Here is a 17,184-nt window from a genome sequence, read left to right as displayed (position 1 = left end):
TCACCCGCGGCCGGAACGCGGGGCGGCTGACGGGTTCAGTCCGCGTCCGCCCGCCGAGCCGTCAGCCACGCCGACGCGGCCGCGACGACGGCAGCGATCCCGCCGAGCAACACCGCCTGCGTCCAGTTGAAGCCGAGCAGCGTCCCGGCCGCGGCAGTGACGAGCAGGAACGCCGCCGTGAGGGCAGCAAGCGTCGAGCCGAGGTCTGCGGAGGCGTCTGGCATACCGAGACCTGACGGAGTCGGCGGGTAAAACGGTCGATCGACGGGACCGACCGGCGAAACGAGGGCGCTGACGACACCGTTTCGGACCGCTCGTAAATCTCATACCGCGATATCAAAATGCGCTGGTGAGCCTCACCGCGCCCGCCGACCGGTCGGTTTTTGCGCGCGGCGGCTGTTGCCGCGCGTATGGCGAAACAGCCGCACCTGCTGGTCGAAGAAGGCGACGTCCACGATATCGCGGTCATCCCCGGGGACCCCGGCCGCGTCGACCGGATCGCCGGCCTCTGTGACGACAGCGAGGTCGTCGCGGAGAACCGCGAGTACAAGGTCGTCAACGCGAGCTACGAGGGGACCGACCTCACGATCTGCTCGACCGGGATCGGCTGCCCCTCCGCCGCCATCGCCGTCGAGGAGCTCTCGCGGGTCGGCGTCGAGACGTTCGTCCGGTGTGGCACCTGCGGGGCGCTGCAGGCCGACATGGAGGTCGGCGACATGGTCGTCGCGACGGGCGCGGCCAAGGAGGAGGGGACGAGCAAGCGGTACGAGTCCGCGAACTACCCCGCGGTCCCGGACTACGACGTGCTCACCGGACTCGTCGGGGCCGCGGAGGACAACGACGAGGAGATCCACGTCGGGCCGATCGTCTCGGACGACGCCTTCTACAACGAGAGCGACGAGTACGTCGACGACTGGAACGACGCGAACCTGCTCGCGATCGAGATGGAGGCCGCGACCGTCTTCTCGCTCGCGCGGCGCAAGGGCCTCGCCGCGGGCGCTATCTGTACCGTCGACGGCAACCTCGTGGCGGGCTCGCAGAAGGGCGCGGACTCCGACGACGAACTGCCGGAGAAGGCGAAGGACAACGTCGAACGCGCGATCCGGATCACGCTGAACGCGGTCGCGTCGCTGTAGCCGACCCGGACGCGACCGGAACGGCCGCTACTCCTCGGCGCGGAACTCCACGAGCGTCAGGTCTCGGTCGAGCGCGCACGTCTCGTGTGGCGGCTCGCCCAGCACCTGGTCGATGACACGCTCCTCGTCGAAGTCGGCCCCGTCCGGGACGCAGTACCCGTGGCTCGGACACTCGGTGTGCGGGCAGGGGCCCGCGAGCGAGGCCTTACTTCCGGCGTACGCGCGCTTCGACGGGACGTTCACCGGGACCGACGCGGGTTCGACCTCAACCGCGCGGACGCCGGCGTCGTGGACCGCGCAGTCGAGCGTCTGCGCGTTCTCGCGGATGCCGGTCACCCGGTAGCGGGTCCCCTCGGAGAGGTTGAGACACTGCCCGCGGTAGGGACACCCCTCGCAGTCCGTCGATTCGCCCTGGTAAACGAACTCGCGGCCCACGTCGGCGAGCCGGGTCCCGATGAGCGTGACCGTCGTCATGTCCGAGGCGACGCGCCGAGCGGCCGTAAGCCTCCCGCCTCCACCGGGCAGGGGAAACTGACCGAGCCGGCTGTCGTCGTCCGGAGCGCGGCGCGCCCGGAGGGGAAGACACATGACCGCCCCTCGGCAACCACGAGGGAGATGATCGCGGAGGTCACGCGGGAGCTACGCGCCGAGGCCCGGCGGACGAACGAGCGGCGCGTGCTCGTGCTCGCCGGCGGCCGCGACCGCGGCGTCGACGCGGCGTACGACGCGGTCGAGTCGCTCGGGGTCGACGACGAGGCGGTCTCGCTCGTCTCGACGCGCGAGGGGTTCCGGTTCGACGAAACGCGCCCGCGGAACGCCGACGAACTGCTGGGGCGCACCCGCGAGGCGGTCGTCTTAGACTGCCACGAGCGGTTCGTCCCGAACGCGCTCGGCCGCGCGGTCGGCGCGGTCGACGGCGGCGGCCTCCTGATCCTCCTGACGCCCGCGCTCGACGAGTGGCCGGCGACCCGCGACCGCTTCGACGAGTCGCTCGCGGTCCCGCCGTACGGCCGCGACGACGTGACCGGTCGGTTCCGCGAGCGCCTCGTCGAGACGCTCCGGACGCACCCGGGGATCGGGATCGTCGCGCTCGGCGACGGTGGCGCGGCGGACGTTCTCGAACGCGACGGGCTCACCGGAGCCGACGGTGGGGACGCGGAGAACCGAGGCGCCGACACGGCCGCGTCGCACGGAGCGCCGCCGGACGCGGCGTTCCCCGCGACCGCGTACGAGTCGTGTCTCACGGGCGATCAGGCGCGAGCGCTGCGGGCCTTCGAGACGCTGACCGAGCCCGGCTCCGCCGTGGTCGTCGAGTCCGACCGGGGGCGCGGGAAGTCGAGCGCGGCCGGGCTGGCGGCGGGCGCGCTCGCGCTCGGGGGCGACGACGTGCTCGTCACCGCGCCCGCGTTCCGGAACGCCGCGGAGGTGTTCGCGCGAGCGCGAGAGCTGATCGAAAGCGAGGCCGACGAGGGCGACGACGAAATCGGGGGGGACGACGGGCGCGAGCTTCGCACCGCCGCGGGCGGCCGAGTCCGGTTCCTGACCCCGGCGGCGGCCGCGGACGTCGCCGGCGAGGTCGACGCCGTGATCGTCGACGAGGCCGCGGCGCTGCCGGTTCGCCTGCTGGAGGCGTTCCTCGACGCCCCGGCCGTCGCGTTCTGTACGACGGTCCACGGCTACGAGGGCGCGGGCCGCGGGTTCGCGGTCCGGTTCCACGAGCGGCTCCTCGACTCGTCGTTCGCGGTCCGCGACGTGCGGCTCGACGAGCCGATCCGCTACGCACGCGACGACCCGGTTGAGGCGTGGGCGGCGCGCGCACTGCTGTTGGACGCCCGCCCCGCGGTCGACGCCGCGGTCGCGGACGCGACGGTCGAGGCGGCGACGTGCCGACGGCTCCCGACCGAGGACCTGCTCGCGGACGAGACCCTGCTCTCCGAGGCGTTCGGACTGCTCGTCGCCGCTCACTACCGCACGGAGCCGAACGACCTCGCGCGGCTGCTCGACGCCCCGAACCTCGTGGCGCGCGCGCTGCTCGTCGAGGGGCGCGTCGTCGCGGTCGCGCTGCTCGCTCGCGAGGGCGGGCTCGACGCCGAGACCAGACGGCGGATGTACGAGGGCGAGCGCGTCCGCGGGAACATGGTCCCCGACGTGCTCACGAGTCAGCTCCGCGACGAGAGCGCCGCCGAGCCGCGCGGGCTGCGGACGGTCCGGATCGCGACCCACCACGCGCTCCGGGACGCGGGGTTCGGCTCGCGGCTGCTCGACGAGGTCCACGCGGAGTTCGGGGCAGAGGGGGGCGAGACCGATCCCGTCGACTACTTCTCGGTCGGCTACGGCGCGACGCCGCGACTGCTCCGGTTCTGGGGGCGCGCGGGCTACGGGACGGTCCACCTCTCGACGACGCGCAACGACGCCTCGGGCGAACACTCCGCGGTCATGCTCCGCCCGGAGACGGCGGCCGGACGGGACCTGCTCGACCGTCACGCCGTCGCCTTCCGCGACCGCGAGCGCGACGGCCTCTCCGACGCGCACCGCGGCGTCGACCCGGACGTGATCCGGGGAGCGCTCCGGGCGTGTCCCGCGCCCGTCCCGGTCGATCTCACCGAAACGGAGTGGCGCTCGGTGGTCGGCGCCTCCTTCGGCCCGGGGATGTACGACACGGCGCCCGGCGCGTTCCGCGACCTCGCGCTCGCCGCGCTGATAGAGGGCCCCGAGGGCGACGACGACCCCCTCAGCGAGCGCGAGGAGCGCCTGCTCGTCGAGAAGGTGTTACAGGGACGCCCGTCCGAGGCGGTCGCCGCCGACCTCGGATTCGTCTCGACGGGCGCGTGTCTGCGCGCGCTCGGCGACGCCTACGTCCCGCTCGTCGAGCGCTACGGGACCGAGTTCGCGCGGGGGGAACGGGAGCGATTTATGAATGAGTGAGCGAACCGGCGACGACTACTTATGAATAGATCTGCGGTGGCGTCGCCGGCGGCGTAGCCACCGGCGACGAGGCTGGGGAGGCGTGAGGCGCGGGGCAGTGCTGTGCGGGGCGGGACTCGAAGGGGCAGCCGTGAGGACGGCGCAGGCGACGTTAGCACTGGAAGGAGAGCGGAGCGAGCCACTGAAGCGCGTGGTTCGAGAGAGCGAAGCTCTCTCGTCATCCCGAAAATCGAAGATTTTCGGGCGACAACGAGCGTGCGCCGTCCTCACGGCTGGGGCTTCAGCGGTGTTCACCGCCGGTTCTCAGTCAGAGCCGTATAGCCGAGCTGCTGGGACTTTGGCGGGGTTGGCCGTCGATCCGCGGTCGACTCTTTATAAAAGAACAACTCGGACGTGAGAAGTCGACACCACGCCGCCAACGGCGATTTATAACCGGTTTTCGCGCCCGGGGTCGACGTCGATGGCGTCGACCGGACAGACGTCGACACAGAGCATACAGTCGATACACTGGTCTTCGTCTATCGGGTTCGCCTTGCGCTCGGACTCCGGGTGGCCGGGCGTGTCGACCCACTCGAAGACGTCGACCGGGCAGTCTTCCAGACAGGCGCCGTCGGCGAGACAGATGTCGAAGTCGACCGCGACGTGGGTGCCCCGAATGCCCTGCTTCTCCGGGGGTTCGACGGGCCCCCACACGGCGACGCCGTCCTCTTCGCCCACCCGCTCGCGGTTCGCTTCGAAGTTCGAGTCGATGGCCATCTTACCCGTCGTTCGCCGGTCGCGGGTTTAAACTCCGCGGCGAACGAATTCGGTCGGTCGGAGGGCGAGACACCGCGCTACGAGTGCGCGTAGTACGCCAGCAGGTCCTCCTCGCCGTTCGGCCCGTCGGGCTCGTCGGTCGCCTCGGGGTCGAACCCGTCGATCCGGGCGAACCCGACGCGCACGAACTGGACGACCGTATCGGGATCGACGTCGGCGACCGCGGGTTCGGCGACGCCACGCACGTCGCCGGAGACGGTGCGGAGGAGCGTGTCGAGCCCCTCGTCGACGGGCGCCCAGTGGATCACGTCCACGTCGCCCTCGCGGACCACCTCGATGTCGGCGTCGAGGGCCGCGAGCTCGTCGCCGTCGTACCGCACGCAGCCGTACCCCTTGAGCCAGACGCGCTCGCCCTCGCTCGGAAGGTCCGAAGACTCGACCGCCACCCGGCCGGCGGGGACCTCGCGCTCGCCCCGTTCAGGGTGTTCGGGGTGGAACCGCGGATGACCCGCGTCGGGCGCGGGCACGTCGCCGTCGACGATCGGGAGTTCGACGGCGGGATCGTCCTCGCGGTCGCGAACGAGGAAGTAGCGGTTCGCCTCGTCGTCGACGAGATCGCGGTTGTTCGCGTACACCGACGACATCGCGAGGTCGACGTCGGAGGTGGACATCCCGAGTTCGGTCATCGAGTCGACGAGCGCCTGCCCCTGAATGCCGCGGCGGCGCATGGACTGGATCGTCGGGGCGCGCGGGTCGTCCCAGCCAGTCAGGTCGCCGCGCTCGATGAGCTCCTTGATCGTCGACGTGGAGAGTTTCACGTCGTACTCGTCGACCTGGACGTGGCCCCAGTGGAGCACCTCGGGGTACTCCCAGCCGAAGTAGTCGTAGACGAAGCGCTGGCGCTTCGCGGAGTCTTGCAGGTCGATGCCGCGGATGATGTGCGTGACGCCCGTGAGGTGATCGTCGACGCCCGACTGGAAGTCGAGCATGGGCCAACAGCGGTAGTCGGCGGCCGCCTCGCGCGGGTGCGGGGTGTCGATCATCCGGAACGCGACCCAGTCGCGCAGCGCGGGGTTCTTGTGTTCGATGTCGGTCCGGACTCGGAGGACCATCTCGCCGGAGTCGTACTCCCCGGCGACCATCGCCGCGAACTCCTCGCGGACCGTCTCGGCGTCCTTGTCGCGGTGCGGGCAGGCCTCGCCGTCGTTTTTGAGCGCGGAGAACGTCTCGCCGGAACACGAGCAGGTGTAGGCGCCGCCGGCGTCGATCAGCTCGCGGGCGTGATCGTAGTACGTCTCCAGCCGGTCGGACGCTTTCAGCACGCGGTCGGGCTCGAAGCCGAGGTACTCGATGTCCTCCAAGATGGCGTCGTACGCGTCCAGGTCGGGCCGCTTCGTCTCCGGGTCGGTGTCGTCGAACCGGCAGATGAACTCGCCGTCGTAGCGCTCCTTGTACGTCCCGATGACGGCGGGCATCCGCGCGTGACCGACGTGCCACGGGCCGTTGGGGTTCGGCGCGGCGCGCATCACGACCTCGCCGTCCTCGGCGTTCGGCAGGTCGGGGAGGACGCGGTCGTCCGCCTCGTCGTCCGCCTCCAGCTCCGCAAGCCGCTCGGGCGCGAGCTCGCCGAGCCGGTCGCGGCGCTCGGCCTCGTCCATCTCGCCGACCTCGTTGACGATCGGCGCGAGGACGCCCGGAATCTCGTCGCCGTGCGGGCGGAACTCGGGGTTCTCGCCCATGATCGGGCCCATGATCGCGCCCACGTCCGGGTCGCTGCCGTGTTTGAGCGCGTTGAAAAGCGCCGCGGCCTCGCCGGCCGCCGCGACGCGCTCGCGGAGTTCGTCGTCCATGGGCGTGGCTTGTCGGGGTCGGGTCAAAAACGCCGCGAAACGGCGGTCAGGGGTGTCCCGGACCGACGCACGGCTCGGTTCGGCGCGTCCGCCCGGCGGCCCGGGACGGCGGGTAGGGGTAGTCGGAGGAAACCGTCGGACGGACTTAAACCGCCGAGACCGTTCACGGCGGTAATGTTCCGATACCACCGTGAACGGTCGCGAGACTTATTACCGCGAAGAGGCGAACGGCGCGGTTCGTCGGTCGCGACCGCGACGGGCCGAACCGGTTCGCCGGGTTGATGGTCGCCGGGGTCGTGGTTCGGCCATGAGCGTAGCGTCGACGGTCGTCGGAACGCGGTCGAGGGGGTCGCGGTGGTAGGACCCATCTCCGAAGCGGAGCGAGACGCCGGGAACCGGAAGATCAAGCTCGTACTGCTCGCGATCGTCACCGCCTCGCCGCCGCTGCTCGCCCTCCAGTTGGACCCCTCTCCGCTCCAGTTGCTCGCCGCGCTGGGCGTCGGGTTCGGTATCGGACTGGTGGTGGTGTGGTACCTCGGGCGGCTCGCCGCCGAGTTCGCCGGCGGTCAGCGGCGACCCCGACGGCGTCGCTGACCCGTTTCTCCGGTCCGTGGGGTTTCGTCGGAGCTAATCGGCGCCCGTCTCGGCGCCGCGAACCGAGTCGACGAGGTCGCCCGCCCGCTCGCCGGCGACCGCGCGCGAACTCGACAGCGGCGAGATGCTCACCTCGCCCTCGACCGCCGCGCGCCGGTCCGACCCCGGATCGTCGGCGACGTCGCCGCGGAGGAACTCCCGCCAGAAGCGGTCGCGGAGCTCCATCCCCATCTCGCCGCGGCGCTCGCCGAACTCCCAGCCCTCGGGGACGTTCTCGTCTTCCGGTCCCTCCTCGCCCGGGCGGAACTCGATCACGTCGAAGCCCCGGGCCGGCTCGGTCAGTCGGTAGGTCGGCTCGACCGCCGCCTCGTCGTCAGCCGCGGGGACGTTAACGTTCAACACGTCGGCGCCGAACGGGAGTCGACCGTCGTCGATCCGGTCGAGCAGGTCGCCGACGACCTCGCCGGCGACCGCGAAGTCCCCGGTGTCGAGCGTCGGCGGCACGGGGAGGTTTCCGCGGTCGTACAGCGAGACCGCGACGGCGGGCGTTCCGAGGAAGGAGGCCTCCATCGCGGCGCCGACGGTCCCGGACTGACCGAGGATGTGGGCGCCGATGTTCGGCCCGTGGTTACAGCCGGAGACGACGACGTCGGGGTCGAGTTCGAGCGCCACGTCCGCGACCGCCACGCAGTCCGCGGGGGTCCCCTCGACCGCGTAGCCGCGGTCCGTCTCGGTGTACTCGACCGTCGTCTCCCACCACGAGCGCGCGCCGCCGACGCCCGACTGGTTCGTCGCGGGCGCGACGACCGTCACGTCGTACTCGCGCGACAGCGCGTCGGCGAGCGCCCGGATCCCGACGGCGTCGATCCCGTCGTCGTTGGTGAGCAGGATCTCGGTTGGCATACGCGACCGTGCGAGGGGACGAGAGAAAACGTCGCCGGTCTCCGGCGACCGCCGGGTGAGTCGAGGGCCGGGTGAGGCGAGGGACGCGAGCGGCGCGAGGACAGCGAACGTCGGCCGGGTGGTACTCCGATTGGTCAGCGGAGGGAACCGGGGAGCGGGGCCGAACGGCGGGCGTGGCGAGGAGTCAGTCGGCGGCGATTCGACGCGAGGACGACGCCATCGCCAGCACCTCGTCGAAGAAGCCGAGCGAGTCGTGCGGACCGGGGTTCGCCTCGGGGTGGTACTGGCGCGTGATGACGTCGAGTTCCTCGCTGTCGAGCCCCTCGACGGTGTCGTCGTTGACGTTCACCTGCGTGACCTCGAGCGGGCCGGTGTCCGCGACCGTGTAGCCGTGGTTCTGGGTGGTCATCACGACCTTGTCGCTGCGGAGGTCCTTGACCGGCTGGTTGACGCCGCGGTGGCCGAACGCCATCTTCTCGGTCGAACCGCCGAGCGCGCTCGTGATCACCTGCTGGCCGAGACAGATGCCGGCAAGCGGGAGGTCGCCCGCGAACGCGTCGACGACCTCCTGGGCCGCGACGAAGTTCTCGGGGTCGCCCGGGCCGTTCGAGACGAAGAGTACGTCGGGTTCGACGGCGGCCACGTCCTCGGGGGTCGCGTCGTACGGGAGGACGTGAACGTCCGCGCCGCGCTCGGTGAGCGAGGAGATGATAGAGCCCTTCGCGCCGCAGTCGAGCAGCGCGACGGTGGCGTCCCCGTCGCCCTCGTGGACGGTCGGCTCGGTCACCGAGACCTGCGCGCCGATGTCGACGTGGTCGCTCATCGGCTTACACGCCTCCATCTCCGCGACCGCGTCCTCGGGGGTCGCGTCCGGGCCGGCGGCGATCCCGCAGGCCATCGCCCCCTCCTCGCGGACGGTGGTGACGATCTCGCGGGTGTCGACGTGGTCGACGGCGGGCACGTCCTCGTCGGCGAGCCAGTCGGCGACGTCGTCGGTCAGCTCGCGGGCGATCGCGGCGCGCGGCTGGACCGAGTCGGACTCGAATCGCTCGCTTCGGACGCCGTAGTTCCCGATCAGCGGGTACGAGAAGGTGAGGATCTGTTCGGCGTAGGAGGGGTCGGTGAGCGACTCCTCGTAGCCGGTGTACGCGGTCGTGAACACCAGTTCGCCACGGGTGCGCCCCGGCGAGCGGGCGCGCGCTTCGAGCACGCGTCCGTCGGCCAGCGCGATGTAGGCGTCCGACATTACGAGAAACGTACGCTCAAAAGGTAATAAATGCGTCGTTCGAAGTTGCGTTACGATATTCGTAACGGGTAAGACGCCGGACCGAGAGAGTCGAGTATGGACGACCTCGATCGACGCATCCTCTCGATCCTGCGACGGGACGCGCGGACCCCGTACACGGAGATCGCGGACCGGGTGGGGACCTCCGAGGGGACCGTGCGCAACCGCGTCGACCGGATGACCGACGAGGGGATCATCGAGCGGTTCACCGTCACGACCCGCACCGGCAACGTGAAAGCGATGATCGAGATATCGGTGGAGATGAACGTCGACACCGCCGCCGTCGGCGAGCGGATGGTCGACTGGGAGGAGGTCGACTTCGTCTGGCAGGTCTCCGGCGAGGAGGACATCGTCCTCGTCGTCGACGCGGTCGACACGCGCGCGGTCAACGAACTGATCTCGCAGGCCCGCGAGATGGACGAGGTCAAGTCGACGAAGACGCGGCTCATCCTCGACGAGCGGCTGGGCTGACCGGGCCGAACGAGAAGACCGCGCCGGACGAGACGGTCTGGGTCCGGCTCCGCCGAGAACCGAAACCGCCCGAGCGAGTCGCTTACGCCGACTCGGAGTCGGCGGCGGAGTCGGCCGAGCGGGTCGCGTCGGTCCCGGTCGCTCGCCCGTCCTCGCGGTCGAACGCCCGGCGGTTCCGGAGGGCGAACAGCGCGAACAGCGCGAATCCGATCCCGCGCAGCGTCAGGTCCAGCAGGAGCGCGTCGACGGAAACGGTCACGTCGACGAGCCCGAGCAGGTCGAAGACGGAGTCCGAGAGCATCCCCGGCGCCATCAACAGCAGGGCGCTGAACGCGAACGCCGTCCGAGCGGGCCGGCCGACCCGGGTGTACAGCGTCCCGATGACGGTGGCGCCGAGCGCGATCACCCCGAGGAACACCCCGACGACGGGAATGAGTATCTCGGGGACCGAGTAGGACAGCTCGGCGAGGTCGGAGAAGCCGACCACGCGGTACCGCTCGCGGATGGGGAGGTCCGCCGCGTTCGCCTTCTCTCTGAGCAGGACGATCCCCGGCACGAACACGAACGCGAACGGAACGATCGCCTTGTTCAGCGACAGGGAGAACGCCTTCACCCCGGTCTGGAACGGGTCGGACTTCGCCACGCCGCTCGCGGCGTACGCCGCCACGGCGACCGGCGGCGTGATGTCGGCGATCACGCCGAAGTAGAGGATGTACAGGTGCGCGGCCAACAGGGGAATGCCGAACTCCACGAGCGGCGACGCCAGCATCGAGATGAGGATGATGTACGTGACCGTCGTCGGCATCCCCATGCCGAGGACGACGCTCGCGAAGGCGGTCACGAGCAGCATGACCACCTTCGAGCCGCCAGAGAGCGCCAACAGCAGCGAGGTGAGGTTCGGGCCGAGCCCGGAGACGCTGATGACGCCCGGGATGATCCCCGCGGCCGCGACCGCGATCACGACCGGGACCGCGGTCCGAGCCCCCTCGTCCATCGATTTGACGACGAACGTCCCGAGCTTGAACGGCTGGCTGTCGCCGAGGTCCCGGCCGGTGCGCTCGCCGATGTCCTCGGCCGTGTCCCGAATGGCGGGGTTGAGTTCCAAAAGGGACGCGTCGAGGTCCGGCTTCGACAGCAGCGTCAACACGCCCGCGAGCATCACGTACCACTCGAGACCGGCGGTCACGGCGGTGAGCGCGTCCGCGATCGGCAGCCCCGCCCCGCCAGAACCGGTCACGAGACCGGTAAGCGGGACGCCGGCGACGACGTGGCTCGCCGCCTCGACGCCCACGATCGCCGCGAGGATCCCGGCGAGTCGGAGCCGGGTCTCCTCGCTGTACGCCGCGATGAAGGCGATCAGTGCGACCAGCGCGACCAGCGTGAACCACGCGGAGCGGGAGACGGAGAGCCGCTCGATGATGAGGTAGTACAACAGCAGTCCGATCGGCACCAGGTAGAACCAACCGCGCTTGAGGTGGCTCCAGAGGCTCACGGTGTCTTCGCCCTCGACGCCGCCGATCCCCTCTTGGACCGCTTTGAGATGGACCATCACCCAGACGCCGAAGAAGAAGACGATGGCCGGGATGGTCGCGAGGATGATGATGTCCGCGAACGGCGTCGCAGTGTACTGCACCATCAGGAAGGCGGCCGCGCCCATCACCGGCGGGAGGATCTGCCCCCCGGAGGAGGCGGACGACTCGACGGCCCCGGAGAACTCGGGCGAGTAGCCCGACCGCTTCATCAGCGGAATGGTGAACGCGCCGGTCGTGACCGTGTTGGCGATCGACGAGCCGGAAATCGTTCCCATGAATCCGCTGGCGAGGATGCTCGCCTTGGCCGGACCGCCCTTTCGGCCGCCGGTGAGCGCGTACGCGAGGTCGATGAACCACTGACCGGCGCCGCTCATCTCGAGGAACGAACCGAACAGGATGAAGATGTAGATGAAGCTCACCGAGACGGTCACCGGGATCCCGAAGACGCCGTTTTCGGTGTTGTACCAGAGGTTCTGAACGATGTCCGGCCAGGTGAGCTCCGGGATCGCGAGCAGCCCGATGAAGGGCGTGCTCCCGCTGATGAGGTACCCCCACCGCGCGTAGACGATGAAGCTGGCGACGATGATCATCAGCGGGAGGCCGAGCGTTCGACGCGTCGCCTCTAACACGAGCAGGACGCCGATCGCGCCCAGCGCCATCGCGTAGGAGTACTCGCTCACGAACGGAACGCTGCCGAGGAAGAGGTCCAAGAACCCGTACACCTCCGTGATCGGCCGCCCCGAGTCGATGCCGAAGACGCGCATGTTCTGGATCTCGGAGAACTCGGTCAGGAAGTACAGCGCCGCCAGGCCCGCCGCCGCGATACACAGGAGGTCGAACGGCGTCACCCGCTCGCGGTCCGGATCGAGGAACGCCCACCGGAACGCCGACCGGACGCCCGCGGCGACTCGGGTGAGCGGGTTGTCTTCGCCGAACTGTCGAGAGAGCGCCGGCACGACGCGCCCGAGGTTCCCGGCGACGATACCGTCTCCAGTGCTCCCCGGGAACATCAGGAAGGTGAGTACGAGCGCGAAGACGACGTGGATCGCGTTCGCCTGGAGCAGCTGGAGCGACACCTGAAACGGGGCAAGCGAGATCCCGGCGAGCTCGACGGTCGGCAGCCACACGGTGAAAGTGAAACTGCGGGCCGCGAGGAACATCTGGAACGTCGAAAACAGGATGCCGATGGCCGCGACCGCGACCACCGCGACGCCGCGGAGCGAGCGCCGACGCTCGATCTCCTGTATCAGCTCGTCGGCTTCCTCGCGGGAGATCGCCTCGTCGTCGTCCGACGGCGTACCTCCGCCGGGGCCGTCCGGCCCCCCGTCGGGTCCGGGGTTACCCGGGCCGCCGTCGTTCGGATCGTCGGTGCCGCCGTCGGTTCGGTGCGTGGTAGTCATAGGATCATCTCGAGAAGCGACCGTCGTTCGATGTGAAGCGTGACGTCGTTGGCGTCGGTTACCGCGACGAGGTCGTGCTCTCGGCCGTCGACGATCAGGGTGTGGCCGGCGATTCGCCCCGGCGAGACCGAGAGCCGTTCGAGTTCCGTGATCGGTTCCGATGGCTCGTACACGAGGGTCCCGTTCACGTTCGTGACGTTGACTCGCGCGGGGAGCCCCCAGCCGTACGACTCGAACTCCATCCGCGTGTTCACCAGCGTCCGCCCGTCGACGCGGTACTCGTCGTACACGCGTGACTTCTCGACGCTGTGCGTGTACTCGAGCGCCACCGTGCTCCCGGAGTCGACCGGCTCCGAGAGGTAGCGTTCGCCCGTCTCGATGTCCTCGACGACGAGGACGGCCCCGACGGGCGCCGTCGCCGCGACGCCGACCAGCGCCACGGCTACGAGGAGCGCGGCGCCCGCCGCCAAGCGAGAACGGTTACCCATGGTTTCGGGTGGTTATCGTGGGATCTGGTGTGAAATAGTTGGTGAGTCAGACACGGACGGTCCGGGCGGACCGACCGGGACGCGAGCGGTCAGGCGTCGAAGTACGCCGCCGCGCCCTCGTGGAGTTCGATCGACATCCCGTCCTGGGCGCTGTCGACGGTGATGAAGTCGGTCTTGATCGTGAGTTCGCCGAGGTTGTCGAAGATGGCCGCGGTGACCGCCTGAACGGTGTCCGCCGGCACCTCGGCGTTCGTGGCGATCATCGCCTGCACGGCGACGGTCTCGACGGCCTCGTCGACGCCGGTGTACGTGCCGGCGGGGATGGTGTCGTTGGCGAACCAGGAGGCGTCCTCCTTGACCGCCTCGCGGTTGTCGCCCGCGATCGGGACGATCTCGAGGTCGTTCGTGTTCGCGAGGTCCTCGATCGCGCCGACCGGCCAGCCGCCGACGACGAAGGCGGCGTCGATGTCGCCGTTCGCGAGCTGTTCGGACGCCTGCGAGAAGCCGGCGTTCTGCTCGCTGTACTCGGAGATGCCGAGCGACTCCAGGATCTGTACGGCGTTGACCTGCGTGCCCGACCCGAGGTCGCCGGTGTTGATCGTCGCGCCGCTGAGGTCGTCGACCGAGGAGATGTCGTTGCCCGCGAGCGTGACGAGGGTGATCGTCTCGGGATACAGCGTCGCGACGCCTTGGAGGTTCTCGATCGCGTTGTCCTGGAACGCGTCGATACCCGTTCCGTTCTTCGCGAACGAGGCGATGTCGTTCTGGATCAGCGCGAAGTCGGCCGACCCGTCGGCGAGGCTGCCGACGTTCTCGACGCTCGCGCCCGTCGACTGGACGTTCAGCGAGAAGTCGGTGTTGGCCTCGACGACCGTCTTGAACTCGTTCGAGAGCGGGAAGTAGGTCCCGCCGGTTCCCCCGGCGTGCCAGGTCAGACGGCTGCTGTCGCCGCCGTCGCCGCCGTCGCTTCCGTCGCTTCCGTCGCCGCCGTTTCCACTACAGCCAGCGAGTGCGACCACGCCGGCGACACCCGTCGCTTTGACGAATCTGCGTCGTGTACGGTGTGAAGACATACGCTATGAAATTAGATTACGGATATATATAACTAAGCATGTGGTGTGTTAGCGTCTGAGTTCGCAGAAACACCTCAAAAACCGACAGAGAGCCCTTCAAACGTCGTTCGAGTAGATTCACCCCGACGGACGACGAGGTTTCGACCGGCCGGAACGGGAACCGCCTGAACGTTTCATTCTTTTGACGAGTCGGCGTGTGCTTCGAGCTCGGCCGGAACCGCTCGTCGCATCTCGTCGCGCCAGCGCGTCGGCGTTCTCGAAGGCGCGTCGGCGTTCCCGGAGACGTATCTTCGTCCGGGCGCGCGAAACGCTCGTTCAGGCGAGTTCGTCGATCTTGTCGACGACGGCGTCCGCGAACTCGCTGGTGGCGAGCTTCTCGCCGCCCTCGATCTGCCGGTGGAGGTCGTAGGTGACCTTCCCGGAGGCGATGGTCTCCTCGACGGCGTCGCGAACGAGGTCCGCGGCGTCGCCCCAGCCGAGGTACTCGAGCATCTCGCGGCCCGAGAGGATCATCGCGGTGGGGTTCACCTTGTCCTCGCCGGCGTACTTGGGCGCGGAGCCGTGGACCGGCTCGGCGAGACAGCGACCGTGGCCGCGGTTGATCCCGGGCGCGATGCCGAGGCCGCCGATCTGCGCGCCGGCGGCGTCGGACATGTAGTCGCCGTTGAGGTTCATCGTCGCGATGACGGAGTACTCGTCGGTGCGGGTCAACAGCTGCTGGAGCATGTTGTCCGCGATGCGGTCCTTAACGACGAGCGTGCCCTCGGGCCGCTCGCCGTCGTGCTCCTCCCAGAGCTGGTCCTCGGTGATGACGTCGTCGCCGTACTCCTCTTCTGCGACCTCGTAGCCCCAGTCACGGAACGCGCCCTCGGTGAACTTCATGATGTTCCCCTTGTGGACGAGCGTGACCGAGTCGCGGTCGTTCGCGAGCGCGTAGTCGACCGCCTCGCGGATGAGGCGCTTCGAGCCGAACTCGGAGATGGGTTTGACGCCGATGCCGACGGGGCCGTCGTGGATCACGTCGGCGACTTCCATCTCCTGTTCGAGGAAGTCGCGTACCTGCTCTGACTCGTCGGTGCCGGCCTCCCACTCGATGCCGGCGTAGACGTCCTCGGTGTTCTCCCGGAAGGTGACCATGTCCATCTCCTCCGGGTTCTTGACGGGCGACGGGACGCCCTCGATGTAGTAGGTCGGGCGGACGTTCGCGTAGAGGTCGAGCGTCTTCCGGAGCGCGACGTTCAGCGAGCGGAAGCCGGCGCCGACGGGGGTCGTCAGCGGTCCCTTGATCGCGACGCGGTGGTCGCGGATTGCGGAGACGGTGTCCTCGGGGAGGTTCTCGTCGTACTTGTCGCGGGCGCTGGCGCCGGCGTAGACGCGCATCCACGCGATAGAGCGGCCCGTGGCCTCCGCAGCGGCGTCGAGTACCTGCTGTGCGGCCGGTCCGACGTCGGTGCCGATCCCGTCGCCGTGGATGATCGGGATGATCGGGTTCGACGGAACGTTCAGCTCGCCTGTCTCCTCGTCGGCGAGCGTGATCGCTTCGCCGTCTTCGGGGACGTCGACCTTATCGTAGCTCATGAACGTTCGTGGATTCCTGTGCCCCCCTAAAGTGCCTGCCGTTTTCGGCGGGAGCGTCGCGCTCGCAGCGTTTGCCGGTTCTCCTCCCGGTCGATTTCCGGGGTGCTCGGGGGCGTGCCGGACTCAGACCGGTTCGACCTCGACGTCGAACATCGACCGCCAGCGGTAGCGCCGCCCGCCCCAGACGAACGTCCGGCGGGCGAACGCGTACGCCATCAGCGGCGGCGCGATCAAGACGCCGGGCGCCGCGAGCAGGAACGTCGCGCGCCGGATCCCGAACCGGGCGTACGCGGCCCCCGCGAGCCCGGTCACGAGCGCCACGCCCGCGACCGGCGCGAGCAGACAGAGCGCGGCCATGGCGACGCCGAAGAGGACGTTGAACGCGGTCGCCAGCGGGGCGTGGTACCGAGTGATCGTCAGGAAGCGGACGAACCGCTCCAGCGACCCGCGGAGCGAGCCGCCCGCCCGGACGTGCCGCGTGCGGTCGGCCGGGGTCACGTCGAGGTGTTCGGTGAGCGTCCCGTCGTCGCTGACGGTCCGTCGCAGGTCGCGCAGGAACGCCGCCTCCCCGTCTCGGAGGTCGTCGCGCTCGAAGATCACCGCGCCGCCCCACGCGACCCCCGCCGCGAACACCGCGAGCGTCCCGCCGATGACGTACGCGGGCTCGAACAGACGGGCGAGGGGGTCACGCCCGACGAACACCGGTATCTCGGTGGTCGGTCCCTGCCGGTCGTAGTCGGCGTCGAGCGTCGCCAGCCACTCCGGCGGGTGGCGGAAGTCGTCGTCGGTCCAGGCGATCCGGTCGTTCGCGGCCGCCTCCATCCCGACGGCTATCGCGTTCGCCTTCCCCGAACACCCCTCCGGCTCGCCGGCGACGACGATCCGCACCCGCGGCGGGAGGTCCCCGCGACGGTCGGCGACGGGGTCGTCCGGGGAGTCGCAGATAACGAGCAGTTCGTCGGCGGGGTGGGTCTCGGCGTCCCCGTTGGCGGGGTCGGTCTCGGCGTTCCCCTCGTCGAAGGTCGCCGGGCCGCGAAGCCGGTCCGCCACCTCTTCGCAGGCGTCCGTCCAGCGAACGGTCGGGAGCAGCACGGAGACCGGCGTGGGCGTCGAGGCCCGGGACGGTTCCGAAGCGGTCACGTCGGGCGCTTCGAGCGGTCGAAACATAAACGCGGGCATCGGTTGAGTGATTC

At 69.6% G+C, this 17,184-nt stretch carries 15 protein-coding genes; 4 read left to right on the top strand and 11 right to left on the bottom strand.

Annotated features, from left to right (window positions below; all coding sequences use genetic code 11):
• Positions 1 to 35: 35 nt before the first annotated feature.
• A complete protein-coding gene (locus ACZ5KW_RS05670) occupies positions 36 to 224 on the bottom strand; it encodes a hypothetical protein (protein WP_343775497.1) in 189 nt (62 codons plus the stop codon).
• Between the two features lie 186 nt (positions 225 to 410).
• Between ACZ5KW_RS05670 and ACZ5KW_RS05665 the strand changes: the two genes are divergently transcribed.
• Positions 411 to 1,136 (top strand): nucleoside phosphorylase, encoded by a 726-nt coding sequence (locus tag ACZ5KW_RS05665; protein ID WP_343775499.1) that lies wholly within the window; start codon positions 411 to 413, stop codon positions 1,134 to 1,136.
• A gap of 27 nt (positions 1,137 to 1,163) precedes the next feature.
• On the opposite strand, the gene ACZ5KW_RS05660 is transcribed toward ACZ5KW_RS05665, so the two are convergent.
• Positions 1,164 to 1,610, bottom strand: a complete 447-nt coding sequence (locus ACZ5KW_RS05660; RefSeq protein ID WP_343775501.1) for a UPF0179 family protein — start codon at positions 1,608 to 1,610, stop codon at positions 1,164 to 1,166.
• Positions 1,611 to 1,751: 141 nt separating this feature from the next.
• Between ACZ5KW_RS05660 and tmcA the strand changes: the two genes are divergently transcribed.
• Positions 1,752 to 4,061 carry a tRNA(Met) cytidine acetyltransferase TmcA gene (gene tmcA / locus ACZ5KW_RS05655; RefSeq protein WP_343775504.1) on the top strand — a complete coding sequence of 770 codons (2,310 nt, stop codon included), beginning with the start codon at positions 1,752 to 1,754 and terminating at the stop codon, positions 4,059 to 4,061.
• Between the two features lie 426 nt (positions 4,062 to 4,487).
• Here tmcA and ACZ5KW_RS05650 read toward each other — a convergent pair whose 3' ends face one another.
• Complete coding sequence (locus tag ACZ5KW_RS05650; RefSeq protein ID WP_343775506.1) at positions 4,488 to 4,817, bottom strand: 4Fe-4S dicluster domain-containing protein; 330 nt, start codon at positions 4,815 to 4,817, stop codon at positions 4,488 to 4,490.
• Positions 4,818 to 4,894: 77 nt separating this feature from the next.
• Positions 4,895 to 6,667, bottom strand: coding sequence for a glutamate--tRNA ligase (locus tag ACZ5KW_RS05645; RefSeq protein ID WP_343775508.1), 1,773 nt, complete (start codon positions 6,665 to 6,667; stop codon positions 4,895 to 4,897).
• Positions 6,668 to 7,021: 354 nt separating this feature from the next.
• On the opposite strand from ACZ5KW_RS05645, the gene ACZ5KW_RS05640 reads away from it, so the two are divergent.
• Positions 7,022 to 7,261 carry a hypothetical protein gene (locus ACZ5KW_RS05640; protein WP_343775510.1) on the top strand — a complete coding sequence of 80 codons (240 nt, stop codon included), beginning with the start codon at positions 7,022 to 7,024 and terminating at the stop codon, positions 7,259 to 7,261.
• Between the two features lie 33 nt (positions 7,262 to 7,294).
• Here ACZ5KW_RS05640 and surE read toward each other — a convergent pair whose 3' ends face one another.
• Positions 7,295 to 8,164: a 5'/3'-nucleotidase SurE gene (gene surE / locus ACZ5KW_RS05635; protein ID WP_343775514.1), complete on the bottom strand. Its 870-nt coding sequence runs from the start codon at positions 8,162 to 8,164 to the stop codon at positions 7,295 to 7,297.
• A 184-nt stretch (positions 8,165 to 8,348) separates the two neighbouring features.
• Positions 8,349 to 9,410, bottom strand: a complete 1,062-nt coding sequence (gene carA / locus ACZ5KW_RS05630; RefSeq protein ID WP_343775516.1) for a glutamine-hydrolyzing carbamoyl-phosphate synthase small subunit — start codon at positions 9,408 to 9,410, stop codon at positions 8,349 to 8,351.
• A gap of 96 nt (positions 9,411 to 9,506) precedes the next feature.
• Here carA and ACZ5KW_RS05625 point away from each other — a divergent pair, with 96 nt between their 5' ends.
• The gene (locus tag ACZ5KW_RS05625; RefSeq protein WP_343775519.1) at positions 9,507 to 9,920 is read left to right on the top strand and encodes an Lrp/AsnC family transcriptional regulator; all 414 of its coding nucleotides are present in this window, start codon (positions 9,507 to 9,509) and stop codon (positions 9,918 to 9,920) included.
• Positions 9,921 to 10,002: 82 nt separating this feature from the next.
• On the opposite strand, the gene ACZ5KW_RS05620 is transcribed toward ACZ5KW_RS05625, so the two are convergent.
• The 5 genes from ACZ5KW_RS05620 to ACZ5KW_RS05600 form a co-directional block, all read right to left on the bottom strand.
• Positions 10,003 to 12,852 (bottom strand): TRAP transporter permease, encoded by a 2,850-nt coding sequence (locus ACZ5KW_RS05620; protein WP_343775521.1) that lies wholly within the window; start codon positions 12,850 to 12,852, stop codon positions 10,003 to 10,005.
• The gene (locus tag ACZ5KW_RS05615) at positions 12,849 to 13,340 is read right to left on the bottom strand and encodes a DUF1850 domain-containing protein (protein ID WP_343775523.1); all 492 of its coding nucleotides are present in this window, start codon (positions 13,338 to 13,340) and stop codon (positions 12,849 to 12,851) included. Before ACZ5KW_RS05615 ends, ACZ5KW_RS05620 begins: the two co-directional genes overlap by 4 nt.
• An 89-nt stretch (positions 13,341 to 13,429) precedes the next feature.
• A complete protein-coding gene (locus ACZ5KW_RS05610) occupies positions 13,430 to 14,413 on the bottom strand; it encodes a TAXI family TRAP transporter solute-binding subunit (protein WP_343775525.1) in 984 nt (327 codons plus the stop codon).
• Positions 14,414 to 14,728: 315 nt separating this feature from the next.
• A complete protein-coding gene (gene icd / locus ACZ5KW_RS05605) occupies positions 14,729 to 15,991 on the bottom strand; it encodes an isocitrate dehydrogenase (NADP(+)) (protein ID WP_343775527.1) in 1,263 nt (420 codons plus the stop codon).
• A gap of 123 nt (positions 15,992 to 16,114) precedes the next feature.
• Positions 16,115 to 17,131: a glycosyltransferase family 2 protein gene (locus ACZ5KW_RS05600; protein WP_343775530.1), complete on the bottom strand. Its 1,017-nt coding sequence runs from the start codon at positions 17,129 to 17,131 to the stop codon at positions 16,115 to 16,117.
• Between the last annotated feature and the right edge of the window lie 53 nt (positions 17,132 to 17,184).

The organism is Halorubrum ejinorense, from assembly GCF_055389685.1.
The sequence above is the reverse complement of the archived record's forward strand: the minus strand, read 5'-3'. Positions and strand labels throughout refer to the sequence as shown.